Source organism: Trichococcus sp. K1Tr (genome assembly GCF_028309625.1).
Classification (GTDB): Bacteria; Bacillota; Bacilli; order Lactobacillales; family Aerococcaceae; genus Trichococcus.
In genome coordinates this window covers 15,066-37,348 of sequence record NZ_JAQMHR010000004.1, presented here as the reverse complement: position 1 = coordinate 37,348, position 22,283 = coordinate 15,066, and the positions used below count along the sequence as shown (strand labels likewise).

20 protein-coding genes and 1 riboswitch are annotated in these 22,283 nt (G+C 49.6%); of the genes, 19 read left to right on the top strand and 1 reads right to left on the bottom strand.

Going from position 1 to position 22,283, the window contains the following annotated elements; genetic code table 11:
- The 14 genes from purB (at window position 1) to mnmG (ending at window position 16,657) form a co-directional block, all read left to right on the top strand.
- The gene (gene purB, locus PH235_RS08565) at window positions 1–1,299 is read left to right on the top strand and encodes an adenylosuccinate lyase (RefSeq protein WP_086986327.1); all 1,299 of its coding nucleotides are present in this window, start codon (window positions 1–3) and stop codon (window positions 1,297–1,299) included.
- Window positions 1,300–1,491: 192 nt separating this feature from the next.
- Window positions 1,492–2,202 (top strand): phosphoribosylaminoimidazolesuccinocarboxamide synthase, encoded by a 711-nt coding sequence (gene purC, locus PH235_RS08560; protein ID WP_086986326.1) that lies wholly within the window; start codon window positions 1,492–1,494, stop codon window positions 2,200–2,202.
- Window positions 2,203–2,279: 77 nt separating this feature from the next.
- A complete protein-coding gene (gene purS, locus PH235_RS08555; protein WP_068562113.1) occupies window positions 2,280–2,531 on the top strand; it encodes a phosphoribosylformylglycinamidine synthase subunit PurS in 252 nt (83 codons plus the stop codon).
- Window positions 2,531–3,211: a phosphoribosylformylglycinamidine synthase subunit PurQ gene (purQ, locus tag PH235_RS08550; protein WP_086628702.1), complete on the top strand. Its 681-nt coding sequence runs from the start codon at window positions 2,531–2,533 to the stop codon at window positions 3,209–3,211. Before purS ends, purQ begins: the two co-directional genes overlap by 1 nt.
- Window positions 3,211–5,439: a phosphoribosylformylglycinamidine synthase subunit PurL gene (purL, locus tag PH235_RS08545; RefSeq protein ID WP_272161943.1), complete on the top strand. Its 2,229-nt coding sequence runs from the start codon at window positions 3,211–3,213 to the stop codon at window positions 5,437–5,439. Before purQ ends, purL begins: the two co-directional genes overlap by 1 nt.
- Window positions 5,415–6,875 carry an amidophosphoribosyltransferase gene (purF, locus tag PH235_RS08540; RefSeq protein WP_272161942.1) on the top strand — a complete coding sequence of 487 codons (1,461 nt, stop codon included), beginning with the start codon at window positions 5,415–5,417 and terminating at the stop codon, window positions 6,873–6,875. Before purL ends, purF begins: the two co-directional genes overlap by 25 nt.
- Window positions 6,875–7,924: a phosphoribosylformylglycinamidine cyclo-ligase gene (gene purM, locus PH235_RS08535; RefSeq protein WP_272161941.1), complete on the top strand. Its 1,050-nt coding sequence runs from the start codon at window positions 6,875–6,877 to the stop codon at window positions 7,922–7,924. Before purF ends, purM begins: the two co-directional genes overlap by 1 nt.
- Window positions 7,921–8,493 (top strand): phosphoribosylglycinamide formyltransferase, encoded by a 573-nt coding sequence (gene purN, locus PH235_RS08530; RefSeq protein WP_272161940.1) that lies wholly within the window; start codon window positions 7,921–7,923, stop codon window positions 8,491–8,493. Before purM ends, purN begins: the two co-directional genes overlap by 4 nt.
- Before the next feature lie 88 nt (window positions 8,494–8,581).
- Window positions 8,582–10,123, top strand: a complete 1,542-nt coding sequence (purH, locus tag PH235_RS08525) for a bifunctional phosphoribosylaminoimidazolecarboxamide formyltransferase/IMP cyclohydrolase (protein WP_272161939.1) — start codon at window positions 8,582–8,584, stop codon at window positions 10,121–10,123.
- A 202-nt stretch (window positions 10,124–10,325) separates the two neighbouring features.
- Window positions 10,326–11,600, top strand: coding sequence for a phosphoribosylamine--glycine ligase (gene purD / locus PH235_RS08520; RefSeq protein WP_272161938.1), 1,275 nt, complete (start codon window positions 10,326–10,328; stop codon window positions 11,598–11,600).
- 97 nt (window positions 11,601–11,697) lie between these two features.
- Window positions 11,698–12,687 (top strand): zinc-binding dehydrogenase, encoded by a 990-nt coding sequence (locus PH235_RS08515; protein ID WP_272161937.1) that lies wholly within the window; start codon window positions 11,698–11,700, stop codon window positions 12,685–12,687.
- A 117-nt stretch (window positions 12,688–12,804) separates the two neighbouring features.
- Window positions 12,805–13,014, top strand: coding sequence for a hypothetical protein (locus PH235_RS08510; protein WP_272161936.1), 210 nt, complete (start codon window positions 12,805–12,807; stop codon window positions 13,012–13,014).
- 189 nt (window positions 13,015–13,203) lie between these two features.
- Window positions 13,204–14,595 carry a tRNA uridine-5-carboxymethylaminomethyl(34) synthesis GTPase MnmE gene (mnmE, locus tag PH235_RS08505; protein ID WP_272161935.1) on the top strand — a complete coding sequence of 464 codons (1,392 nt, stop codon included), beginning with the start codon at window positions 13,204–13,206 and terminating at the stop codon, window positions 14,593–14,595.
- A 166-nt stretch (window positions 14,596–14,761) separates the two neighbouring features.
- On the top strand, window positions 14,762–16,657 hold the full coding sequence (gene mnmG / locus PH235_RS08500) for a tRNA uridine-5-carboxymethylaminomethyl(34) synthesis enzyme MnmG (protein ID WP_272161934.1): 1,896 nt from the start codon (window positions 14,762–14,764) through the stop codon (window positions 16,655–16,657).
- Between the two features lie 72 nt (window positions 16,658–16,729).
- Here mnmG and PH235_RS08495 read toward each other — a convergent pair whose 3' ends face one another.
- Window positions 16,730–17,134: a hypothetical protein gene (locus PH235_RS08495; protein ID WP_272161933.1), complete on the bottom strand. Its 405-nt coding sequence runs from the start codon at window positions 17,132–17,134 to the stop codon at window positions 16,730–16,732.
- A 252-nt stretch (window positions 17,135–17,386) separates the two neighbouring features.
- On the opposite strand from PH235_RS08495, the gene PH235_RS08490 reads away from it, so the two are divergent.
- The 5 genes from PH235_RS08490 to PH235_RS08470 all read left to right on the top strand — a co-directional run bounded on the left by PH235_RS08490 (window position 17,387) and on the right by PH235_RS08470 (window position 22,275).
- On the top strand, window positions 17,387–18,235 hold the full coding sequence (locus tag PH235_RS08490; RefSeq protein WP_272161931.1) for a helix-turn-helix domain-containing protein: 849 nt from the start codon (window positions 17,387–17,389) through the stop codon (window positions 18,233–18,235).
- Window positions 18,236–18,401: 166 nt separating this feature from the next.
- The gene (locus tag PH235_RS08485) at window positions 18,402–19,949 is read left to right on the top strand and encodes a prolyl oligopeptidase family serine peptidase (protein WP_272161930.1); all 1,548 of its coding nucleotides are present in this window, start codon (window positions 18,402–18,404) and stop codon (window positions 19,947–19,949) included.
- A gap of 53 nt (window positions 19,950–20,002) precedes the next feature.
- Window positions 20,003–20,109: riboswitch (TPP riboswitch) on the top strand.
- Window positions 20,110–20,184: 75 nt separating this feature from the next.
- The gene (thiM, locus tag PH235_RS08480; protein WP_272161929.1) at window positions 20,185–21,009 is read left to right on the top strand and encodes a hydroxyethylthiazole kinase; all 825 of its coding nucleotides are present in this window, start codon (window positions 20,185–20,187) and stop codon (window positions 21,007–21,009) included.
- The gene (gene thiE, locus PH235_RS08475) at window positions 20,996–21,637 is read left to right on the top strand and encodes a thiamine phosphate synthase (RefSeq protein ID WP_272161928.1); all 642 of its coding nucleotides are present in this window, start codon (window positions 20,996–20,998) and stop codon (window positions 21,635–21,637) included. The genes thiM and thiE overlap by 14 nt, the downstream gene beginning before the upstream one ends.
- The gene (locus PH235_RS08470; RefSeq protein WP_272161927.1) at window positions 21,634–22,275 is read left to right on the top strand and encodes an HAD family hydrolase; all 642 of its coding nucleotides are present in this window, start codon (window positions 21,634–21,636) and stop codon (window positions 22,273–22,275) included. Before thiE ends, PH235_RS08470 begins: the two co-directional genes overlap by 4 nt.
- The last annotated feature ends 8 nt before the right edge of the window (window positions 22,276–22,283 follow it).

Here is a 22,283-nt window from a genome sequence, read left to right as displayed (position 1 = left end):
ATGATTACACGTTATACACGCCCTGAGATGGCTGAAGTTTGGTCCGAATACAATCGTTACAAATGCTGGTTAGAGGTCGAAATCCTGGCTGATGAAGCTTGGGCTGCCCTAGGTGAAATCCCTGCGGAAGACGTTGCTAAAATCCGCGCGAATGCAACTTTTGACATCGACCGTATCCTTGAAATCGAAAAAGAGACCAGACATGATGTAGTGGCGTTCACACGCGCCGTTTCCGAATCTTTGGGAGAAGAAAGAAAATGGGTCCACTATGGCCTTACGAGTACCGATGTGGTTGATACTGCCTACGGCTACCAATTGAAACAAGCCAACGATATCCTACGTAAGGATCTGCAGAACATGCTGGAAATCATCGGCGAAAAAGCGAAAGAACATAAAAAGACTGTCTGCATGGGCCGTACGCATGGTGTGCATGCGGAACCTACGACATTCGGACTGAAGCTGGCTACGATGTATTCGGAAATGAAACGCAACATCGAGCGCTTTGAGCATGCAGCTAAAGGCGTTGAAGCCGGAAAAATCAGCGGGGCTGTCGGGACTTTCGCAAACATCCCGCCATTCGTGGAGGAGTACGTCTGCGAAAAATTGGGCACAAGACCGCAAGAAATTTCGACGCAGGTTCTGCCGCGCGATCTGCATGCCGAATACATGGCGACAATCGCTTTGATTGCGACAAGCATCGAGCGTTTCGCTACTGAAATCCGCGGATTGCAGAAATCGGAAACCCGTGAAGTGGAAGAATTCTTCGCGAAGGGCCAAAAAGGTTCTTCCGCTATGCCGCACAAGCGCAATCCGATCGGTTCCGAAAATATGGTAGGCCTTGCCCGCGTCATCCGCGGCTACATGGTCACTGCTTACGAGAATGTAGGCTTATGGCATGAACGCGATATTTCCCACTCTTCAGCGGAACGGATCATCCTTCCTGACGCAACGACATTGTTGAACTACCAATTGAACCGTTTTGCGAACATCATCAAGAACTTGACGGTGTTCCCTGAGAATATGCTCCGCAACATGAATGCGACTTTCGGCTTGATCTATAGCCAACGCGTGCTGTTGAAATTGATCGACAAAGGCATGAGCCGTGAAGAAGCTTATGACTTGGTACAGCCGAAGACTGCCCTTTCATGGGATAATCAGACCGATTTCCGTCCATTGGTGGAAGCGGATGAAGTCATTATGGCAAAATTAACGAAAGAAGACATCGCGGATGCCTTCAACTATAACTATCACTTGAGTCACGTCGACGAAGTATTCGAAAGACTTGGTTTAGGCGACTGATGGAAAGGCTGGGACTACGGTTCCGGCCTTTTTCTGTCCACCGGATGCCTTGAAATCATTGAAGAAAAACCGGAATTTATTTCAATTTTCATGAAAATTCCATTGACAAGCGGGTGGCAGATGATACAATATAAACGAATGAATTAGGCGTTTATACAAATTAATGTTCGGATTTAGAAAGGGACGGGAACGATGGAAAGAAAAGAATTGCTTTATACTGGGAAAGCTAAAAAGATGTACGCTACAGATCAGGAAAATGTCCTTTGGGCAGAATACCTAAATCAGGCTACCGCATTAAACGGCGTAAAGAAGGACACTATCGAGGGCAAAGGCAGACTCAACAACCAGATCACCGGCCGCATCTTCGAGTATCTGGCTGAAAAGGGAATCGCAAGCCATTACATCCAAGAACTATCAGAAACCGAACAATCAGTAAAAAGAGTCAATATGTTCCCATTGGAAGTGGTTGTCCGTAATGTATCCGCAGGAAGCTTTGCGAAACGTTTCGGCATGGAGGAAGGCATCGATTTGCCGTTCCCTGTTTTGGAGTTCTATTACAAAGACGATGCACTCAATGATCCTTTCATCAATGATGCCCATGTACAAGTTCTGGGAGCGGCAACTGAAGAAGAAGTTGCTGAAATCAAGCAGCAAGCGCTGAAAATCAATGCAGCCTTAATCGAGATGTTCAAGGCAATCGGCATCCGCCTGATCGATTTCAAAATCGAATTCGGCAAGACAGCTGAGGGAGAAATCATCCTGGCTGATGAAATTTCACCGGATACATGCCGCCTTTGGGATATCGAAACGAACGAACACTTGGATAAAGACATCTACCGCCGTGACTTGGGAGATCTGATCCCGGTCTACGTAGAAGTGTTGGACCGCCTGAACAAAATGTAAGCCATCGGAATGCAACCAACGAATAAACAAAAACAAAAAAAACAAAAAATAAAAAAACAAAAGCGAGGAATTTGGACATGTATAAAGTAACCGTGTATGTAACGTATAAAGACTCAGTATTGGACCCGCAAGGAGAAGCCGTGAAGGGTGCCGTCCACCGTATGGGCTACCCAACAATCGAAGATATCCGCATCGGAAAATATTTTGAAATCCAAGTATCCAAAGATGAAGAGAACGTTGAACAAGTCATCGAAGAGATTTGCGACAAGTTGCTGGCTAACGTGGTTATGGAAACTTACCGTTATGAAATCCAGGAGGTTGAAGCTTAATGAAATTCGCTGTCATCGTTTTTCCTGGATCTAACTGTGATTTAGATATGTATGCAGCCATTAAAGATATTCTTGGAGAAGATGCAGAGTATGTGCAACATTATGAAACAAGTCTTGAAGGTTTCGATGCTGTCCTATTGCCCGGCGGATTCACTTATGGCGATTACTTGCGTACAGGTGCGATTGCCCGCTTTGCGAACATTATGAGCGAAGTTGTCCGTTTCGCTGAAGAAGGCAAACCTGTATTCGGCACGTGTAATGGATTCCAGATTTTGGCTGAAGCTGGCTTATTGCCTGGTGCTTTACGCCGCAATGATACCTTGAAGTTTGTCTGCAAACCGCAGGATCTTAAAGTCGTGAATGCTGATACGCAATTCACTTCCCTCTATAAAGAAGGCGAAATCATCTCTGTTCCGATCGCGCATGGTGAAGGAAACTACTTCTGCGATGCAGAGACTTTGGCGGACCTGAAAGCCAATAACCAAATCGTATTCACTTATGCCAACGGCAACCCGAACGGAAGCATCGAAGACATCGCCGGCATCATCAACAAAAAAGGCAACGTCCTAGGCATGATGCCTCACCCGGAGCGTGCTGTCGAAGCTTTGCTGGGATCAGCGGATGGCCTGCGCCTGTTCCAATCCATGGTTGAAAATTATAAGAAGGAGCTGAACAAATAATGGCATTTTTAGAACCAACGCCAGAACAAGTAAAAGAATCCAAAATTTATCGTGAATGGGGTCTGACAGACGAAGAGTACGGCACAATCTGCGATAAAATTTTGCATCGTTTGCCGAATTATACTGAAACTGGCCTGTTTGCCGTTATGTGGAGCGAACACTGTTCTTATAAAAATTCAAAACCCGTCCTGAGAAAATTCCCTACTACCGGCCCGCAAGTATTGCAAGGACCTGGTGAAGGCGCTGGTATCGTGGATATCGGCGACGGCCAAGCTGTCGTTTTCAAAGCGGAAAGCCACAACCACCCATCAGCTATCGAGCCTTATGAAGGCGCAGCTACCGGTGTCGGCGGAATCATCCGTGACATCTTCAGCATGGGCGCACGCCCGATTGCGATCCTGGACTCTTTGCGTTTCGGCGAATTGGACAATGACCGCACGAAACACATCTTCGAAGAAGTCGTTGCCGGCATCAGCGGTTACGGCAACTGTATCGGCATTCCGACTGTCGGCGGCGAAACGGTATTCGACCCTTGCTACAAAGGCAATCCGTTAGTCAACGCAATGTGCGTCGGCTTGATCGATCAAAAAGATATGCAAAAAGGTCAAGCTGCCGGAGTCGGCAACTCGATCATGTACGTGGGTGCAAAAACTGGCCGCGATGGTATCCATGGCGCCACTTTCGCTTCCGAAGAATTCAAGGAAGAGGAAGAAGCGCAACGTTCGGCTGTCCAAGTAGGCGATCCGTTCATGGAAAAATTATTGATGGAAGCTTGTTTGGAATGCATTTATGACTACTCCGACGCTTTGATCGGTATCCAGGATATGGGTGCTGCCGGTTTGGTCTCTTCCAGCTCGGAAATGGCTTCAAAAGCAGGCAGCGGCTTGCTTTTGAACCTTGATGATGTTCCGCAGCGCGAAACAGAAATGACACCTTACGAAATGATGCTTTCCGAGTCGCAGGAGCGTATGCTGTTGTGCATCAAGAAGGGCGAAGAGCAACGCATCGTCGACCTGTTCAAAAAATATGAATTGGATGCAGTCGTGATCGGTGAAGTTACCGATGATGGCATGTACCGTCTATCCCATGCAGGCAAAGTGGTGGCTGAACTTCCGGTTGATGCTTTGGCTGAAGATGCACCGGTCTACTACAAACCGACTGCAGTGCCTGCCCGCATCGCTGAATTCGCAGCTATGGAAGACTACAAACCTGTCTTCACATCAGCGCAGGACACCTTAGTGGCTTTATTGCAACAAGCGACGCTGGCTTCCAAGAAGAGCGTCTATGACACATATGATTCCATGGTCCGCACCAGCACGGTCGTAGGACCAGGAAGCGATGCTGCAGTTGTCCGCGTCCGCGGCACAAAAAAAGCGATCGCAATGACAACGGACTGCAATGGCCGTTACCTGTATTTGAATCCGGAAATCGGCGGACAGATCGCTGTCGCTGAAGCTGCCCGCAATATCGTTGCCAGCGGCGGAAAACCATTGGCGATCACAGACTGCTTGAACTACGGAAATCCTGATAAGCCAGAAATTTTCTGGGAATTAAGCACTTCCGCAGACGGTATCTCTGAAGCTTGCCGCCAATTGGATACGCCTGTCATCTCAGGGAACGTTTCCCTTTACAATGAAACCGATGGCGTGGCCGTTTATCCGACACCGATGATCGGTATGGTCGGTCTGATCGAGGATCTTGCGCACATCACAACGCAAGCCTTCAAAACTGCCAGCGACCGCATTGTCCTGATCGGCGCTACAAAAGCGGACTTCAACGGTTCCGAACTGCAAAAAATGGAATTGGGCAAAATCGAAGGAAAACTGATGGACTTTGATTTGGCTGTCGAAAAAGAGAACCAAGCGAATGTGCTGAAAGCAATCAAAGCTGGTCTGATCGCAAGCGCGCATGACTTATCAGAAGGCGGCTTGGCTGTCGGCTTGATGGAGAGCGTCTTTGACACTGGCCTAGGTTTTGACGTAACGGTTGCCATGGATAAAACGTTGTTGTTCAGCGAAACGCAATCACGCTTCATCCTGACCGTGAAACCTGAAAATGTTGCCGCTGTGGAAGCGATCTTCGGATCAGCTGCTGCACAAATCGGAACAGTGACTGCTGACGCTGTCGCAAAAATCGCTGCCGAGAACGAAACAATCAATTTAGACGTGAAAGAAGTACAAACGAAATGGGAGGAGGCTATTCCATGCTTGCTGAAACAAAAAGCTTAAACGAAGAATGTGGCGTATTCGGCATTTGGGGAGACGACAATGCCAGCCAGTTGACTTACTTCGGTTTGCACAGCTTGCAGCACCGCGGACAAGAGGGTGCAGGGATAGTTTCATGTGATGAAGGAAAACTGTTGGTGCACCGCAATCTTGGTCTGATCAGCGAAGTGTTCAAGGACGAAAATGATCTGCAGAGGTTAACCGGTAACCGTGCCATCGGGCATGTGCGTTACTCCACTTCCGGACAGAACAGCATAGAGAATGTGCAGCCGTTTTTGTACCATTTCTATGATATGGACATCGCCATTTGCCACAACGGCAACTTGGTCAATGCCAAATCATTGCGCCGCAATCTTGAGGAAAATGGCGCCATCTTCCATTCGACTTCGGATACGGAAGTTCTGATGCATCTGATCAGACGCAGCCAGAAAGACAGCTTGATCGAAAAAATCAAAGAGAGCTTGAATCAGGTTAAAGGCGGGTTCACTTATATCCTTTTGACCGAAGAGAAAATGTTCGGTGCCGTCGATCCGAATTCATTCCGTCCGCTTGTCATCGGCCAATTGCCGAATGGCGCGTATGTGATGGCCAGCGAAACGTGTGCCATCGATACGATCGGCGCTGATTTTGTCCGCAACGTCAACGCCGGCGAACTGGCGATCATTGACGACAATGGCTTGACGATCGAAAAATATACCGACGATACAACCATCTCCATCGCTGCGATGGAGTATATCTACTTCGCGCGTCCGGATTCCAATATTGCCGGCGTGAACGTGCATACTGCGCGCAAACGGATGGGAACGCGTTTAGCCATCGAAGCACCTGCAGTGACAGCCGATATCGTCATCGGTGTGCCCAACTCTTCCTTGTCAGCAGCGAGCGGATTCGCGGAAGAGAGCGGAACACCTTACGAAATGGGATTGATCAAGAATCAGTATGTCGGACGAACGTTTATCCAACCGACGCAGGAGCTGCGCGAATTGGGCGTAAAAATGAAGTTGTCCGCCGTAAAAGGGGTTGTCCAAGGCAAGAGCGTAGTCATGGTGGACGATTCCATCGTGCGCGGGACGACCAGCAAACGCATCGTGACTTTGTTGAAAGAAGCGGGAGCGAAAGAAGTGCATGTCCGCATCTCTTCCCCGCCTTTGATCTACCCAAGTTTCTACGGAATCGACATCAGCAAGTCAGCCGAACTGATCGCTGCCAAAATGACGGTCGATGAAATCTGTGAATATATCGGTGCGGACAGCTTGGCTTTCCTTAGCCAAGAAGGTCTGATCGATTCAATCGGTTTGAAATTTGATATGCCGTATTCAGGCTTGTGCATGGACAGTTTCAACGGGGTCTACCCGACTGGGCTTTATGACTATGAAGCGGATTACGTGAACAATATGACAGCTATTCAAAAAGAGAATCTAAAGGGAGGACAAGTTTGATGGAAAACGCATATGCAAAAGCGGGTGTGGATGTCACAGCCGGTTATGAAACAGTAAGCCGCATCAAGAAACACATCGACCGCACGAAACGTCCAGGCGTTTTTGGCGAAGTCGGCGGATTCGGCGGAAACTTTGACCTTTCTGAATTGAACTACAAAAAACCTGTGCTTGTATCGGGTACGGACGGTGTCGGCACGAAGCTGATGCTGGCCATCGAAGCCGGAAAATTCGATACAATCGGGATCGATTGTGTCGCAATGTGCGTCAACGATGTCGTAGCGCAAGGTGCAGAACCTCTTTATTTCTTGGATTATGTAGCTGTCGGCAAAAACCGTCCGGAAAAATTGGAGCAGATCGTTGCTGGCGTAGCTGAAGGCTGCGTCCAAGCCGGTGCTGCCCTGATCGGCGGAGAAACAGCTGAAATGCCTGATATGTACGATCCGGAAGATTTCGATCTGGCTGGGTTTACGGTAGGGATTGCGGAAAAAGATGCTTTGTTGACACCTGCCTTGATCAAAGAAGGCGATGTGTTGGTTGGGTTGCCTTCATCAGGTATCCATTCGAACGGCTACTCTTTGGTGCGCAAAATCTTCTTCAAGGACAATGACTACAAATTGGCCGACAAAGTGGAAGGCATCGAAGACCAAGAATTGGGCGACGTTTTATTGACGCCTACAAGAATCTACGTGAATGCTCTATTGCCGTTGATCAAAAAAAAGCTGTTGCATGGCGTTGCCCACATCACAGGCGGCGGCTTCGTCGAAAACGTGCCGCGTATGCTTCCTGAGAACGTCCAAGCGGAAATCCAATTAGGCAGCTGGCCTGTCTTGCCGATCTTCCAAGTGATGGAAAGAATCGGCAAGATTCCGGCTCTTGAAATGTACGAAATCTTCAACATGGGCATCGGCATGGTGTTGGCGGTCGCTCCCGAAAACTTGACGGAAGTGCTGGGCGTTCTGACTGAGAACGATGAAAAAGCCTACGTGATCGGATCCGTGGCTGCAAAAACATCAGAAAAAGAGGTTATCCTGAAAGAGGCTCAAGCATGAGGATAGCTGTCTTTGCTTCAGGAAACGGCTCGAATTTTCAAGCCATCGCCGAAGCCATCGTGTCAGGCGAAGTGGATGCGACAATCGCTTTCCTGTTCTGCGACAAGCCGAAAGCCTATGCGATCGAGCGCGCCAAACAATACAATATCCCGGTGATCTCCTTTACGCCGAAAGGCTTCGAGGATCGGGTCGCCTACGAAAATGAAATTTTGAAGCATCTGGCTGAAGAAAAGGTCGACTTGGTCGTACTGGCCGGCTATATGCGGATTGTTGGACCGACTTTATTGACGGCCTACGCCGACCGCATCGTCAACATCCACCCGTCCTTGCTGCCGGATTTCCCGGGTCGGCATGGCATCCAGGACGCTTTCGAAGCAGGCGTTCCGGAGACCGGCGTCACTGTCCATTTCGTTGATGAAGGGGTCGATACCGGCCCAATCATCGCTCAAGAAAAAGTGGCGATCCTTCCGGAGGATACGCTGGAGACTTTGGAGACCCGTATCCATCAAGTGGAGCACCGGATTTTCCCGCAAGTGATCCAGCAATTGGCTCAAAAGAATAAAGGCTAACAAAATGGATGAGGACTCCGCGATTGCGGAAGTCCTTCCTTTTGTTAGAACCGCATTAATCCATCATAAATTTAAGGAGTGACACACAGTGACAAGAGCATTGATCAGTGTTTCAGATAAAACAGGCGTTGTAGCATTTGCGCAGGCATTAGCAGCAAAAGGAATCGAAATCATCTCAACTGGCGGAACGAAGAAGGCTTTGGAAGAGGCAGGCGTACCTACTATTTCCGTAGAGGATGTAACCGGCTTTCCTGAAATGATGGACGGCCGCGTAAAAACGTTGCACCCACTGATCCATGGCGGACTTTTGGGCAGACGTGATCTTGCGGACCATATGGAAGCCATGAAAGAGCACAATATTGCACCAATCGATTTCGTTGTCGTCAACCTGTACCCATTCAAAGAAACAATCAGCAAAAACGACGTGACTTTGGCTGATGCCATTGAAAACATCGATATCGGCGGCCCAAGCATGCTCCGCAGCGCGGCTAAGAACTACGCGAGCGTAACTGTTTTGACCGATCCGATCGACTATGCAAAAGTCCTTGCCGAATTGGAAGCTGCAGGCGAAACAACTTTCGAGACGCGCCAAGCTTTGGCTGCAAAAGTGTTCCGTCATACAGCCAGCTACGATGCTTTGATCGCGCAATACTTGACCAATGTGGTCGGCGAAACCGAACCTGAAAAATTGACTTTGACTTATGATCTGAAGCAGAGCCTACGTTACGGAGAAAACGGCCACCAAACGGCGACTTTCTACCAAGAACCATTGGCTGTACCATTCTCGATCGCGAGCGCAATCCAATTGCACGGAAAAGAATTGTCCTACAACAACATCAAAGATGCTGATGCGGCCATCCGTATCGCCCGCGAATTCGATGAGCCCGCTGTGGTTGCCGTCAAGCACATGAATCCATGCGGCGTCGGTATCGCAGACGACATCGATGCAGCCTTCGATCGTTGCTATGCAGCTGATCCTGTCTCCATATTCGGCGGCATTGTGGTTGCGAACCGTCCTTTGGATGTGGCGACTGCTGAAAAACTGAACAGCATGTTCCTGGAAATCGTTTTGGCACCTAGCTTTACGGAAGCGGCTCTAGCCATTTTATTCAAGAAGAAAAATGTCCGCATCATGACTTTGGATTTCTCGGCTGCAAAAGCAGGCGGAAAAGAATTCGTCTCCGTATTGGGCGGCATGTTGGAACAGACGCAGGACATCAACACTGAAGACGTACCTGCTAATTGGGAAGTCATGACCGAACGTCAACCGACTGAAGACGAAATGAAAGCAATGGATTTCGCCTGGAAAGTCGTTAAACACGTGAAGAGCAATGCCATCGTATTGGCAAACAGCAAACAGACAGTCGGCATCGGCGCAGGCCAGATGAACCGTGTCGGATCCGTCAAAATCGCAATCGAGCAAGCTGAAGCAGCCAACGCCATCGAAGGCGCTGTATTGGCGAGTGACGCTTTCTTCCCGATGAACGACAGCGTGGAATATGCTGCCAAACATGGCATCAAAGCGATCGTCCAACCAGGCGGCAGCATCAAGGACCAAGATTCGATCGAAATGGCAAACAAATACGGCATCACGATGCTGAAAACAAGCGTAAGACACTTCAGACACTAAGATGTGATGAATCCCATGGTAGAAATCGAGCACTAAGAAGGCAACTGCAAAGCGGGCGCTTTTTGCCCGTGTGCAGTTGACAGCTTAGGCGGAGATTTCTGGGATTCAGAACTCGACTAAAAAGATGTGATTCAGAACTCGATTAAAAAAGCACCAGTTCAGCAATATCAAGCTTCATATAAAAGGTTGGAGGATCTCAAAGATGAAACTTCTTGTAATCGGCAGTGGCGGACGCGAGCATGCCATCGCTAAAAAATTAACTCAAAGCCCGTTGGTGGAGACTGTTTACTGCGCCAAAGGCAACCCAGGGATGTCCCAGGACGGCATCACGTTAGTCGACATTGCGGAAAACGACCATCAAGGATTGGTTCAATTCGTCAAAGACAACAACATCGCTTGGACTTTCGTCGGACCGGAAATTCCTTTGTTTGAAGGGGTAACGGATGTATTTGAAGCGGCTGGCCTGAAAGTCTTCGGACCCAGCAAAAAAGCGGCCGACTTGGAATGCTCCAAGCAGTTCGCAAAAGACCTGATGAAAAAATACGGCATCCCAACTGCAGCCTATGAGACATTCGAAGACTATGAAGCAGCGGTTGCTTACGTGGAAGCCAATGGTGTTCCAATCGTCATCAAGGCGGACGGTCTGGCAGCCGGAAAAGGCGTCGTTGTCGCGATGACGATGACGGAGGCTCTTGATGCGCTGAACGACATGCTCCTGCAGGGTAAATATGCAGCCGGCAAGCCGAAAGTCGTCATTGAAGAGTATCTTGAAGGGGAAGAATTCTCGTTGTTCGCGCTGGCGAATGGTGCGAAGTATTACTATTCAGGCGTCGCACAAGACCACAAACGCGCCTATGATGGCGATAAAGGACCTAATACGGGCGGCATGGGCGCTTATTCCCCAGTACCGCAAGTATCCGAAGCTATGATTCAAGAAGTGCTGGATACGGTCGTAAAACCGACTGTAGAGGCGATGGTGGCTGAGGGCATCCCGTTCAAGGGAGTTGTGTATGCCGGCTTGATGATCACCGCCAAAGGGTTGCGCGTCATCGAATTCAATGCCCGTTTCGGCGATCCGGAAACACAGGTGATCATGAATCAGATGGCATCCGATTTGGCGCAAGTCATCGATGACATCCTGAACGGAAAAGATCCGGTCATCGAAATGTATACCGATCGTTACACTTTAGGTGTTGTTGTTGCCGCTGAAGGCTATCCGGAAGCGCCGATGAAAGACATCCCGTTGCCTGATCTGGATACGGAAAATGGGGATTGCATCGTCTATGCAGCAGGCGTGAAGGCTGGCGAACAAGGACTATTGTCAAACGGCGGTCGTATCCTGTTGATCGCTGGCCAAGGCGAAACGCTGCAGGCCGCGCAGGACAAAGCTTACCGTTACTTGAGTGAAAATCCGATTGCGCATACGTTCTATCGTTCCGATATCGGAGCAAAAGCGATCCGTTTTACGGAAAAATAGCAAGGTGAGGGGGAGGCTTCGGGTCTCCCTCTTTGTATTTCTGCCCTGAAAAGTTATACTGAATCTGACAGAACTATCCATTTGAGGAGTGATCGATATGGTGAAAACATTGATTCACAGCGGAAAAGTTGGTTTGGAAGGTTTGAAATGGGAAGAGCGTGCGGAACAACCGGCAGGATCTTCCGAGATAAAAATAAAGGTCAAGGCGGCCGGACTGAATCATCGCGACCTTTTTGCCTTGAGCCAAGTCCATGAGAAGCATCCGGTTGTCATCGGCTCGGATGCTGCCGGTGTCGTTGTGGCTGTCGGAGCAGAGGTGACGCGTTTCAAAATCGGTGATGAAGTGATGCTTTATCCCGGCAGCGGTTGGCGCAAGAACAGCGACACGGCTCCTGAAACCTTCACGATCCTCGGGAGTTCGGAGCAGGGGGCGATGGCGGAGGAAATCGTTGTTTCCGAAGAGAATGCTGTCCATAAACCGGCCCATCTGTCTTGGGAAGAAGCAGGCGTCCTGTCCCTGTCCGCTTTGACAGCTTACCGCGCCTTATTCACAAAAGGCGGAGTATCGGAAGGCATGAAAGTCCTGATCCCAGGCATCGGCGGCGGAGTAGCCAACTATCTGCTGCAATTCGCCAAGGCAGCTGGAGCGATAGTGTACGTCACTTCCCGTTCCCAAGAAAAATTGGGAATGTCGCTGCAGCACGGAGCCGAAAAAGGCTTGCTGCACGATGAGGATTGGGTCGAAGGAATCGGCGGAAAAGTGGACGTGGTCATCGAATCGGTCGGAGCAGCCACTTTCGACAAATCGCTGGATGCGGTGCGCAGAGGCGGCACTATCGTGACTTTCGGCTCATCGACGGGTGATCTGGTCACCTTCGATCTGCGGAAATTCTTTTACGGACAGTACACGCTCAAAGGTTCGACGATGGGCAGTTTTGAAGAATATGAAGCGATGATCCGTTTTGTTGAGGAACATGATCTCCATCCGGTAGTGGACGCCGTTTATCCGGCAGAAGAGTTCAAAGCGGCCTTCCTGCGGCTGGAAAATGCCGAACAGACGGGGAAAATCGCCTTGCAGATCGGTTGAATTGCAACAAAACGTACAAAATAATTCCGGCGGGTAAGCAGCATCTCCTCAAAACGCTATGCTATACTTGGTATGCTGTTTCAGAAGTTTATCGCTTATTATTTGAGGAGGCTCTCCATGAACGTCAGTGAGTTGTTGTTCATTGCATCGATGATTACTTTGATCGTAGGATTTGTGGGTGTGGTGATGATCATTGTGTTGGGTCTGATGGATTTGATGCATATCCATTTACGCGTCCAGGTAGACAGGAAAAAATACATCCGTAACGTCATCATCCTGTTGGTGGTCGGAGGTTTGTTGAGTACGGCCTACCTGATGATGAAATAAATAGCCGTTGATTAAATGCTTGCATTGCGCCAGCATTGCTTGTATAATCGGCTAGAAATCTATTTATAGTAAGCTGAAAAGAATATCCAAAGTGAACTGCAGTCAAAGTGCTTTTCCTCCCGCTAGAACGAAGGGGAGGAGTGGGCGCTTTTTTTGTACGCTGAAACAACCAAGAAAGGACGACAATGAATGATTACAAATGAATTTGATACCATCGCCGCCATTTCGACGCCGCCTGGAGAAGGGGCCATCGGAATCGTACGTTTGAGCGGAGATCAAGCAATCCAGATAGCCGATGCCTTATACCGATCCGGTACGAAGCACTTGGCTGACGTCTCCACACACACCATCAATTACGGTCACCTTTATGATCCGCGCACAGGCGACATGATCGACGAGGTCATGGTTTCCGTCATGCATGGACCGAAGACGTTCACCCGCGAAGATGTCGTGGAAATCAACTGCCACGGCGGTGTCGTGAGCGTCAACCGGATTCTGCAGACAATCCTCCAGAACGGCGCCCGCATGGCGGAGCCCGGGGAATTTACGAAGCGCGCCTTCCTGAACGGCCGGATCGATTTGTCGCAGGCCGAAGCGGTCATGGACTTAATCCGTGCCAAAACCGATCGTGCAATGAATGTGGCCCTGCATCAGTTGGACGGCAAATTGTCCGGCATGATCCGGGATATCCGTCAGATCATCCTGAACACATTGGCTGAAGTCGAAGTGAATATCGACTACCCGGAATACGATGACGTCGAGGAAGTGACGACGAAGCTGTTGAAGGAACGTACCATTGAAGTGCGCGGACACATCCAGCACTTGTTGGATACCGCTAAGCAAGGGAAAATCCTGCGCGAAGGCCTTCAGACAGCCATCATCGGTCGCCCGAACGTAGGCAAATCCAGTCTGCTGAACCGCCTGTTGCGCGAAGAGAAAGCCATCGTGACCGACATCGCCGGTACCACCCGCGATACGATCGAGGAATACGTAAACGTCAGAGGCGTTCCTTTGAAGCTGATCGACACTGCGGGCATCCGCGAAACGGATGATGTCGTGGAAAAGATCGGAGTCGAACGCAGCCGCAAAGCCTTGGCCGAAGCCGATCTGATTCTTCTGTTGATCAACCAGAACGAAGGGCTGACGGAAGAGGACAAGCAGCTTCTGGAAGACACGAAGGACATGAACCGCATCATCCTTATGAACAAAATGGATCTGGAAGCCAAGATGACAACCGGTGAGTTGGAACCTTGGAGCGATCCTGAAAGAATCATCGAAACATCGATGCTGAGCGAAACCGGCCTGGACCAACTGGAAAACCAGATCACGAAGATGTTCTTCTCAGGGGAAACCGGCGAGAAGGATGCAACCTATGTATCCAACGTACGCCACATCGCGCTCTTGAACGATGCGATGGATTCGCTGGATGAAGTGCTGAGCGGCATCGAATCAGGCATGCCGATCGACCTCGTCCAAATCGACTTTACCCGTTGCTGGGACCTCCTCGGAGAAATCACCGGCGACAGCGTCCAGGACGAACTCCTCACCCAACTATTCACACAATTCTGCTTAGGAAAATAACAGGATACGATGAATCCCGGGTAGAAATCGAGCACTAAGAGGCTAACCACAAAGCGGACGCTTTTTGTCCGTGTGTGGTTAGCAACTTAGGCGGAGATTTCTGGAATTCAGAGTTCAACTAAAACGATAATAACAAATAGATAGCACAAACGAAAGGAATGGAAAAATGAACAGATTTGAAGCTGGAAGTTTTGATGTGATTGTTGTAGGAGCCGGACATGCCGGATCCGAAGCGGCGCTTGCCGCTGCGCGGATGGGATGCAGCACGATGCTGGTTACGATCGATTTGAACATGGTTGCCTTTATGCCCTGCAACCCATCCATCGGCGGGCCTGCGAAAGGTGTCGTCGTGAGAGAAATCGATGCATTAGGCGGCGAAATGGGACGCAATATCGATAAAACGTATATCCAAATGCGTATGCTGAACACAGGGAAAGGTCCTGCCGTCCAAGCGTTGCGCGCACAAGCGGATAAGGATGACTATGCCCACCACATGAAGCACACCATTGAAAAACAGGAGAACCTGCTGTTGAAGCAAGCCATCGTTGAGGAATTGATCGTGGAAGACGGTGAAGTCAAGGGCGTAGTGACGCATACGGGCGCTGTTTACCGCGCCGGGGCTGTCGTCATCACAGCTGGAACCTCTTCCCGAGGCAAAATCATCATCGGGGATTTGGTTTATTCATCCGGACCGAACAACTCGCAGCCATCCATTAAGTTATCCGAAAATCTACTTGATCTGGGATTTGAATTGGCGCGCTTCAAAACCGGCACGCCGCCGCGGGTGATGGCTTCGAGCATCGATTATTCCAAAACTGAGGAACAACCTGGTGACCTTGAACCGAACCATTTCAGCTTCCTTTCCAAAGATGAAGACTATCTGAAAGATCAATTATCCTGCTGGCTGACTTATACGAGTCCGGAAAGCCATGAAATAATCCGCGATAATCTCCACCGCGCGCCGATGTTCACGGGTATCGTGGAAGGTGTAGGGGCACGTTATTGCCCATCAATCGAAGATAAAATCGTCCGTTTCAGCGACAAGCCGCGCCATCAGCTCTTCCTTGAGCCTGAAGGCCGCGAAAACGAAGAAGTTTATGTGCAGGGCTTGTCCACCTCATTGCCGGAGGATGTTCAGCTTGATTTGATCCGTTCTGTACCGGGGATGGAAAATGCCCAAATGATGCGGACAGGCTATGCCATCGAATACGATGTTGTAAAACCGCATCAGTTGCGTCTTTCCTTGGAGACAAAATTGGTGAAGAACTTGTTTACTGCCGGCCAAACGAACGGCACATCCGGTTATGAAGAAGCTGCCGGACAAGGCATCGTCGCCGGCATCAATGCCGCTTTGGCTGTGCAAGGGAAAGAACCAATGATCCTGAAACGCAGCGATGGCTACATTGGCGTCATGATCGATGATTTGGTCACCAAAGGAACAATGGAACCGTATCGCCTGTTGACTTCACGCGCCGAGTACCGTCTGTTGCTTCGCCATGACAATGCCGACTTCCGCTTGACCGAAATGAGCCGTGAAATCGGTTTGGTGACGGAAGAACGCTATGAGTCATTCCTGAAGAAAAAACAGGCCGTCGAAAAAGAAATCGCTCGCCTTGAAAGCACCCGCCTGAAACCGACTGAAGAACTGCAGGCTTTCCTTGCGGAACAAAACTCCGCTCCTCTGAAGGACGGCATTTTGTTTGCGGATATTTTGAAGCGTCCTGAATTGAAGTATGAAGGTCTGATCGCTTTTGCACCGTTTGAAGTAGCATTGCCGAAAGAAGTCATCAAACAAGTGGAAGTGCAGATCAAATATGCAGGCTACATCAAGAAAGCCGCCGAAAAAGTGGACAAACTGAAGAAAATGGAAGAAAAGCGCATCCCTGCGAACATCGATTACGATGCGATCAACGGAATCGCCAACGAAGCCAAACAGAACTTGAAGAAAATCCAACCGGAAACGATTGCCCAAGCAAGCCGGATCAGCGGCGTCAACCCAGCCGACATTTCCGTTTTGATGGTCTACGTGACCCAAGGGAAAATCGCTAAAGTTTCAGAGTAAAATTAAAGAAGCAGAAAGCCTATAGCAACAGGCGTTCTGCTTCTTTTTTTGCTCTGATCTAAAAAGGATGGACTAACCATTCGCTCTTTTCTGAATATGTTTTGTAATGAATAGGTAGTTGTAAAAAGAAAGAGTGATCAAAATGATTAACATGATAAAATATCCATATTTCACTCCTGAAAAAAAGGCCAATCCCTGGGTAACAGCAGGTGCCGACAAAAGTGCTGCCAGAAAGATGAGTTCTAGTTCTAACAAAATCAGGATGTTCAGACCTTTAGATTTGAGTGAAAAAATATAGGTAAAGATAATTAAAAACACAAATATCAGCATCAGAAAATTATCTGAAAGGAAGCGAAAACCTGTTACAGGCAGAACGGTTAACGTTACTGGATCTGGAACCAGAATCCAAGGCATAAATAGAGTGCTCAACAAAAATACATACATTACGGAAACTACATTATTTTTAAAAAAATTCATTTCCAATCAGCCCCTTACCTCTGTTTCTAATGATATATGTTTACTATATCACAACATGTTTATTAACGTGATATGTATGATGACAGTTTCCAGTGTATTTTTTTATGAAATACTCTCAATAAAATGCCCGTTGAGAATGGATAATGAATTAGATTGGCAAATTGCCCATTAAAAAATATAGTATAATGGAGCTTGAGTTTTAGAAGTGCAAGCGTCTTCTGGAAACGAATCAAGAAGGATAGGAGGCAGCAGATGCGTTATCATCATGAAATCATCGAATCGGATCCGGAACTCCCCGTGTTCTATATTTTTCACAATGAAAGAACGGATTCCGGTGTCCTTGCCCATTGGCACAAATCATTGGAAATCAGCTACACGATGTCCGGCAAGATCAGCGAATTCACGATCGATGGGACCGTCCACGAAACGAATGCCGGCGACATCCTCGTCGTAAATTCGAATGAAGTCCATTCCATCTGGGATGATCACAACAAGACGAAGGCTTTGTCGCTCATTTTCCCGTATGCCTTCATCAAATCCGAGATACCCGATTACGATAACAAAAGCTTCCGTTTGACGAATCGGACTGGCTATACGGAGCTGCAAAGAGAGAAGCTGGCTGAACTGCGCGGCTTGCTGGACCGGTATTTTGTCGTTATGGAAAGCGCCGGCGCCGTCAAAGCCACGCTTTTGCTGAAAGGGATGTTGTACCAGATCCTCTTTCTTCTGGATAGGTACTTTTCTGTCCCGAAAACGGATAAGAGCAGAGGCATCGCTTCGTTGCCGCTGATTTCTGCCATAACAGAACACATCGACGAGAATCTGGACAAAGATCTGGCGGTCGATAAATTGGCAGCGGCCTTCCATCTCTCTTATACGCATCTGTGCAGATTGTTCAAAAAGGAAACCGGCAGCACCATCCACAGCTATATTGTCGAACAACGCCTGAATAAAGCGGTGAAACTGTTGATGTTCACCGACAAAAATATCCGCTATGTCGTAGACGCCTGTGGATTCCCGAATCAAAAATCCTTTTCGTCGGCTTTCAAAAACAAATATGGCATGACGCCGAAACGTTATCGGGATGAGAACAAGGTATAAACTGCCCATAATGCTGGCACAAATCGCCCCTTTTTCTGCCGGAAATTCCCTAAAATAACAAGTAGGGGAAGCGCTACCCGTTTAGCTCTGATTGGAATGAAACCGCTTTATGATGGGTGGGGTATTGCCTGTTTGGACGAAAAAAGGGATATGGAGGGATTAGGGAATGAGACGTAAGACATTCAGCACGATTTTAACATTAGGGATAACGGCAGGCTTGCTTGCCAGTTGCGGTTCCGGAGAATCGGCGGATCAACAGGATTCAGCCCAACAAGAAAGTGTACAAGCGGCCGCTGCTTACGCTGGCGTCGTGAAGACCAGCATCTATGTGAAGGGGTATGAAGGAGGGCCGGGTGTACCGAAGCTCATCATCGAGTTGGAGGATGCGGTCGACAGTGTTGATCCTAGGGGCTGGCAGGTCATGACAGCGGGGGCGGAACGCACGGTTACGGACGTCTACACATCCGATGAGAACGGGAACCCGCAGGAAAATTCAAACTTCATCGCAATCGATATGGAGACCGGGTTTAATGATGAAACCTTCAGCGTGGTCGGATCCCCGTTCACCTACAATACGACGACATCGATGAATGAGTGGTCCCCAGCTTATGAAGTCGCAATCGCTGCGCCTTCGATCACGATCGAGGATGAGGACTACTCTTTGAGCATCACGGAGGATGCCGTTAACAACCGCATCTCCCCTGATACCGACTTATTTACGGCCAGAGGGACTTTCAGCGGCACCTACGTGAATCCGATGACAGATCAAGAAGAGGAATTGATACTTTCGACAGCTGCTTATGAGCCGGAAGAACTTGCCGAAGGGGAAGCGAATCCGTTGGTCATTTGGCTGCACGGTCAAGGTGAAGGCGGAACCGATCCCGACATCGCCATCCTTGGAAATGAAGTGTCCGCATTGGCAAAAGAGGAAATCCAGTCCTACTTCCAAACCGATGACGTGACTGGTGCGTACGTTCTGGCTGTCCAAGCGCCTACCTATTGGATGGATGAAGGGGATGGAACGAACGGGAACGGTAGCGGCATCTCCCGATACACCGAAATCTTGATGGATACGATCGATGATTATGTCGCTGCGCATCCGGATGTCGATACCGACCGCATCTATCTGGGCGGTTGCTCGAACGGCGGCTACATGACCATGAACATGGTCATCCAATACCCTGCCTATTTTGCTGCAGCTTATCCCGTCTGCGAGGCGTATGCTTATTATGAATACGAGCGCAACAGCGATGGCACCTACGTGAAAATGAATGCTGAAGCTACCGGAACATCGAGTTTTGTGAAGACCGAGCAAGTTTGGTTCACAGAAGAAAAAATCCAGGCGATCAAAGACCTGCCGATCTGGTTGGTCCAATCCGCGGATGATCCGGTTGTCGTGCCTATGAATTACATGCTGCCTACTTACCAGGCACTAGTCAAAGCCGGAGCGGAAAACACTTGGGTTTCCTACTTTGAAACGGTTGAAGGAACGGACAGCCCGGGCACTACTTACTTAGGCCACTTCTCCTGGATCTACTTGTTCAACAACCAAGTGACGGGCGTTCAGGACAAAGAGGCGATCGTTGCTTCGACTGACGCTGAAACGTTTGGCTTCGAAGCAAGCAATGCTAACGGAGGCGGCGCGGCGGCAGCGACAGTCGGCGAAACCACTTATACAAATATTTTTGAATGGCTGAACGATCAATCGAAATAAAAAAATCATCCTTGAGTAAGGATGGCGCATATGCTAAGATGATGGCATAACTGCATACGAAAAAAGGGAGCTTGTGTCAGCAGGCTGAGAGGAAGTAATCAACTTCGACCTATTACCTGATTTGGATAATGCCAACGTAGGGAAATAACATTGAATGATTCTATTCAGCGGGAAATGCCTATTCGGACATTTCCCGCTTTTTTGTCGCATCAAACAAACTATTTGGAGGTACCCCATGTTCAAAACGCTATTCGAAAATGTCCAGCGACAGACACCGCTGGTCCACTGCATCACCAATTATGTCACCGTCAATGATGTCGCCAATGTCCTCTTGGCAGCCGGAGGGTCCCCGATCATGGCGGATGCCCCCGAGGAAGTCGCGGACATCACAAGCATCTGCGCCGCCTTGAATCTGAACATCGGGACACTGAACAGCCGAGCCGTGGAGTCCATGCTGCTGGCGGGGCGCCAAGCCAATGCGTTCTCCCATCCTGTCGTTTTGGATCCGGTCGGTGCGGGGGCATCCCCTTTCAGGACCGCAGCGACATTCAGGTTGCTGGAGGACATTGCCTTCACCGTGATTAAAGGGAACATTTCGGAAATGAAGACGATCCATTCCGGCAGCGGCACAACGAAAGGCGTCGATGCCGACATCAGCGATGCCGTGACCGAGGAGACGCTCGAGGCAACGGTCGCGTTCGCCAAACGATTGGCCTACCGGAATGATGCGGTCGTCGCGATCACCGGAGCGATCGATATCGTCGCGGATCGGGACAAAGCCTATATCATCCGCAACGGGCATCCGCAGATGGCGAAGGTGTCCGGAACCGGCTGCATGCTGTCAGCATTGATTGCAGCCTATTGCGGAGCCAACCCGGAGCAGTTGCTGGATGCCACCGCGGCAGCGGTATGCCTGATGGGGGTCAGCGGCGAGCTGGCTTACGAAAGGATGATCCGCAATGCCGCAGGGACTTCATCCTACCGCAGCTACATTATCGATGAAATCAGCAACATGTCGGCCGAAATACTGGAAGGGGGCGCTAAAATTGAGAGTAGATAAGAACGATTTGCTGCTTTACGCGGTGACCGATCGCCAATGGCTGGGGAACGCGTCCTTGGCGGAACAGCTTGAAGAAGCCATCCAGGCGGGCGTTACCGTTGTGCAATTGCGCGAGAAGGAATTGGATTTCGATGCCTTTGTATCCCTAGGCAAGGAACTGCAGGCCGTGGCCAAACGCCACCGCGTTCCTTTCATCATCAATGATGCGGTCGATGTAGCCTTGGCGCTGGATGCGGACGGCGTTCATGTGGGGCAGAGCGATATGCAGGCGGGAGACGTCCGCAGCCGGATCGGCGAGGGGAAAATCTTGGGCGTTTCTGCCCATTCTGTTGAAGAGGCGCTGACGGCGGAACGGAACGGGGCCGATTATCTGGGTGTCGGTGCCATCTACGGTACAGCGACGAAGCTGGATGTCAACACGCTGTCGATCGAAACGCTGCAACAGATCTGCCAAGCGGTGAGCATACCCGTTGTTGGGATCGGAGGCATTGCTGAAGGGAATATCCTCAACCTGAAAGGCAGCGGTATCGATGGGGTTGCCGTCGTATCCGCCATCTTTGCGCAGCCTGACATAACCGCGGCAGTGAAGAGGCTGCGCCCGTTAGCCGAAGCGATGGTGCAACCATGAAACTGGAAGCAGCCATCTTCGATCTGGACGGGACGTTGCTGGATTCCATGCCGATTTGGCAAGGATTGGGAGAAAATTATTTGCTTCAGAAAAAGGTGCAGCCGGCTCCGGGTCTGCAGGATGCGTTGAAGACGATGAGCCTGCAGCAAACCGCACAACATTTTCGAACGGCCTACGGATTGCACGAAGATGAAGAGACAATCATTGGGGAAATTGAAACGCTGATTGCGGATCTTTACCGTTATGAAGTCCCACTTAAAGCCGGCGCAGCGGAATGCCTGCAGACATTGCAGGAGCAGAATGTGAAAATGTGCATCGCCACCGCTACCGAAAGAAATTTGGCCGAGAGCGCCTTGGAGCGTTTGGGCATCCGGGAATATTTCAGCACTATCCTGACCAGCAGTGAAGTAAAGACGGGCAAAGACAATCCGCTCATTTTTCAGCGGGCGTTCGAACATCTCGGGGCTCCCCTCACGAAGACCGTCATCTTTGAGGATGCCCTGCATGCCATTGAAACGGCAACATCAGCCGGTTTCCGGGTAGTCGGCGTCTATGATGAGACGGCGGCACAGGATAGGGAGCGCATCGAAGCATTGACGGAGCAGTACATCTATTCATTTTCGGATTGGAAAGGATGAGCAAAAAC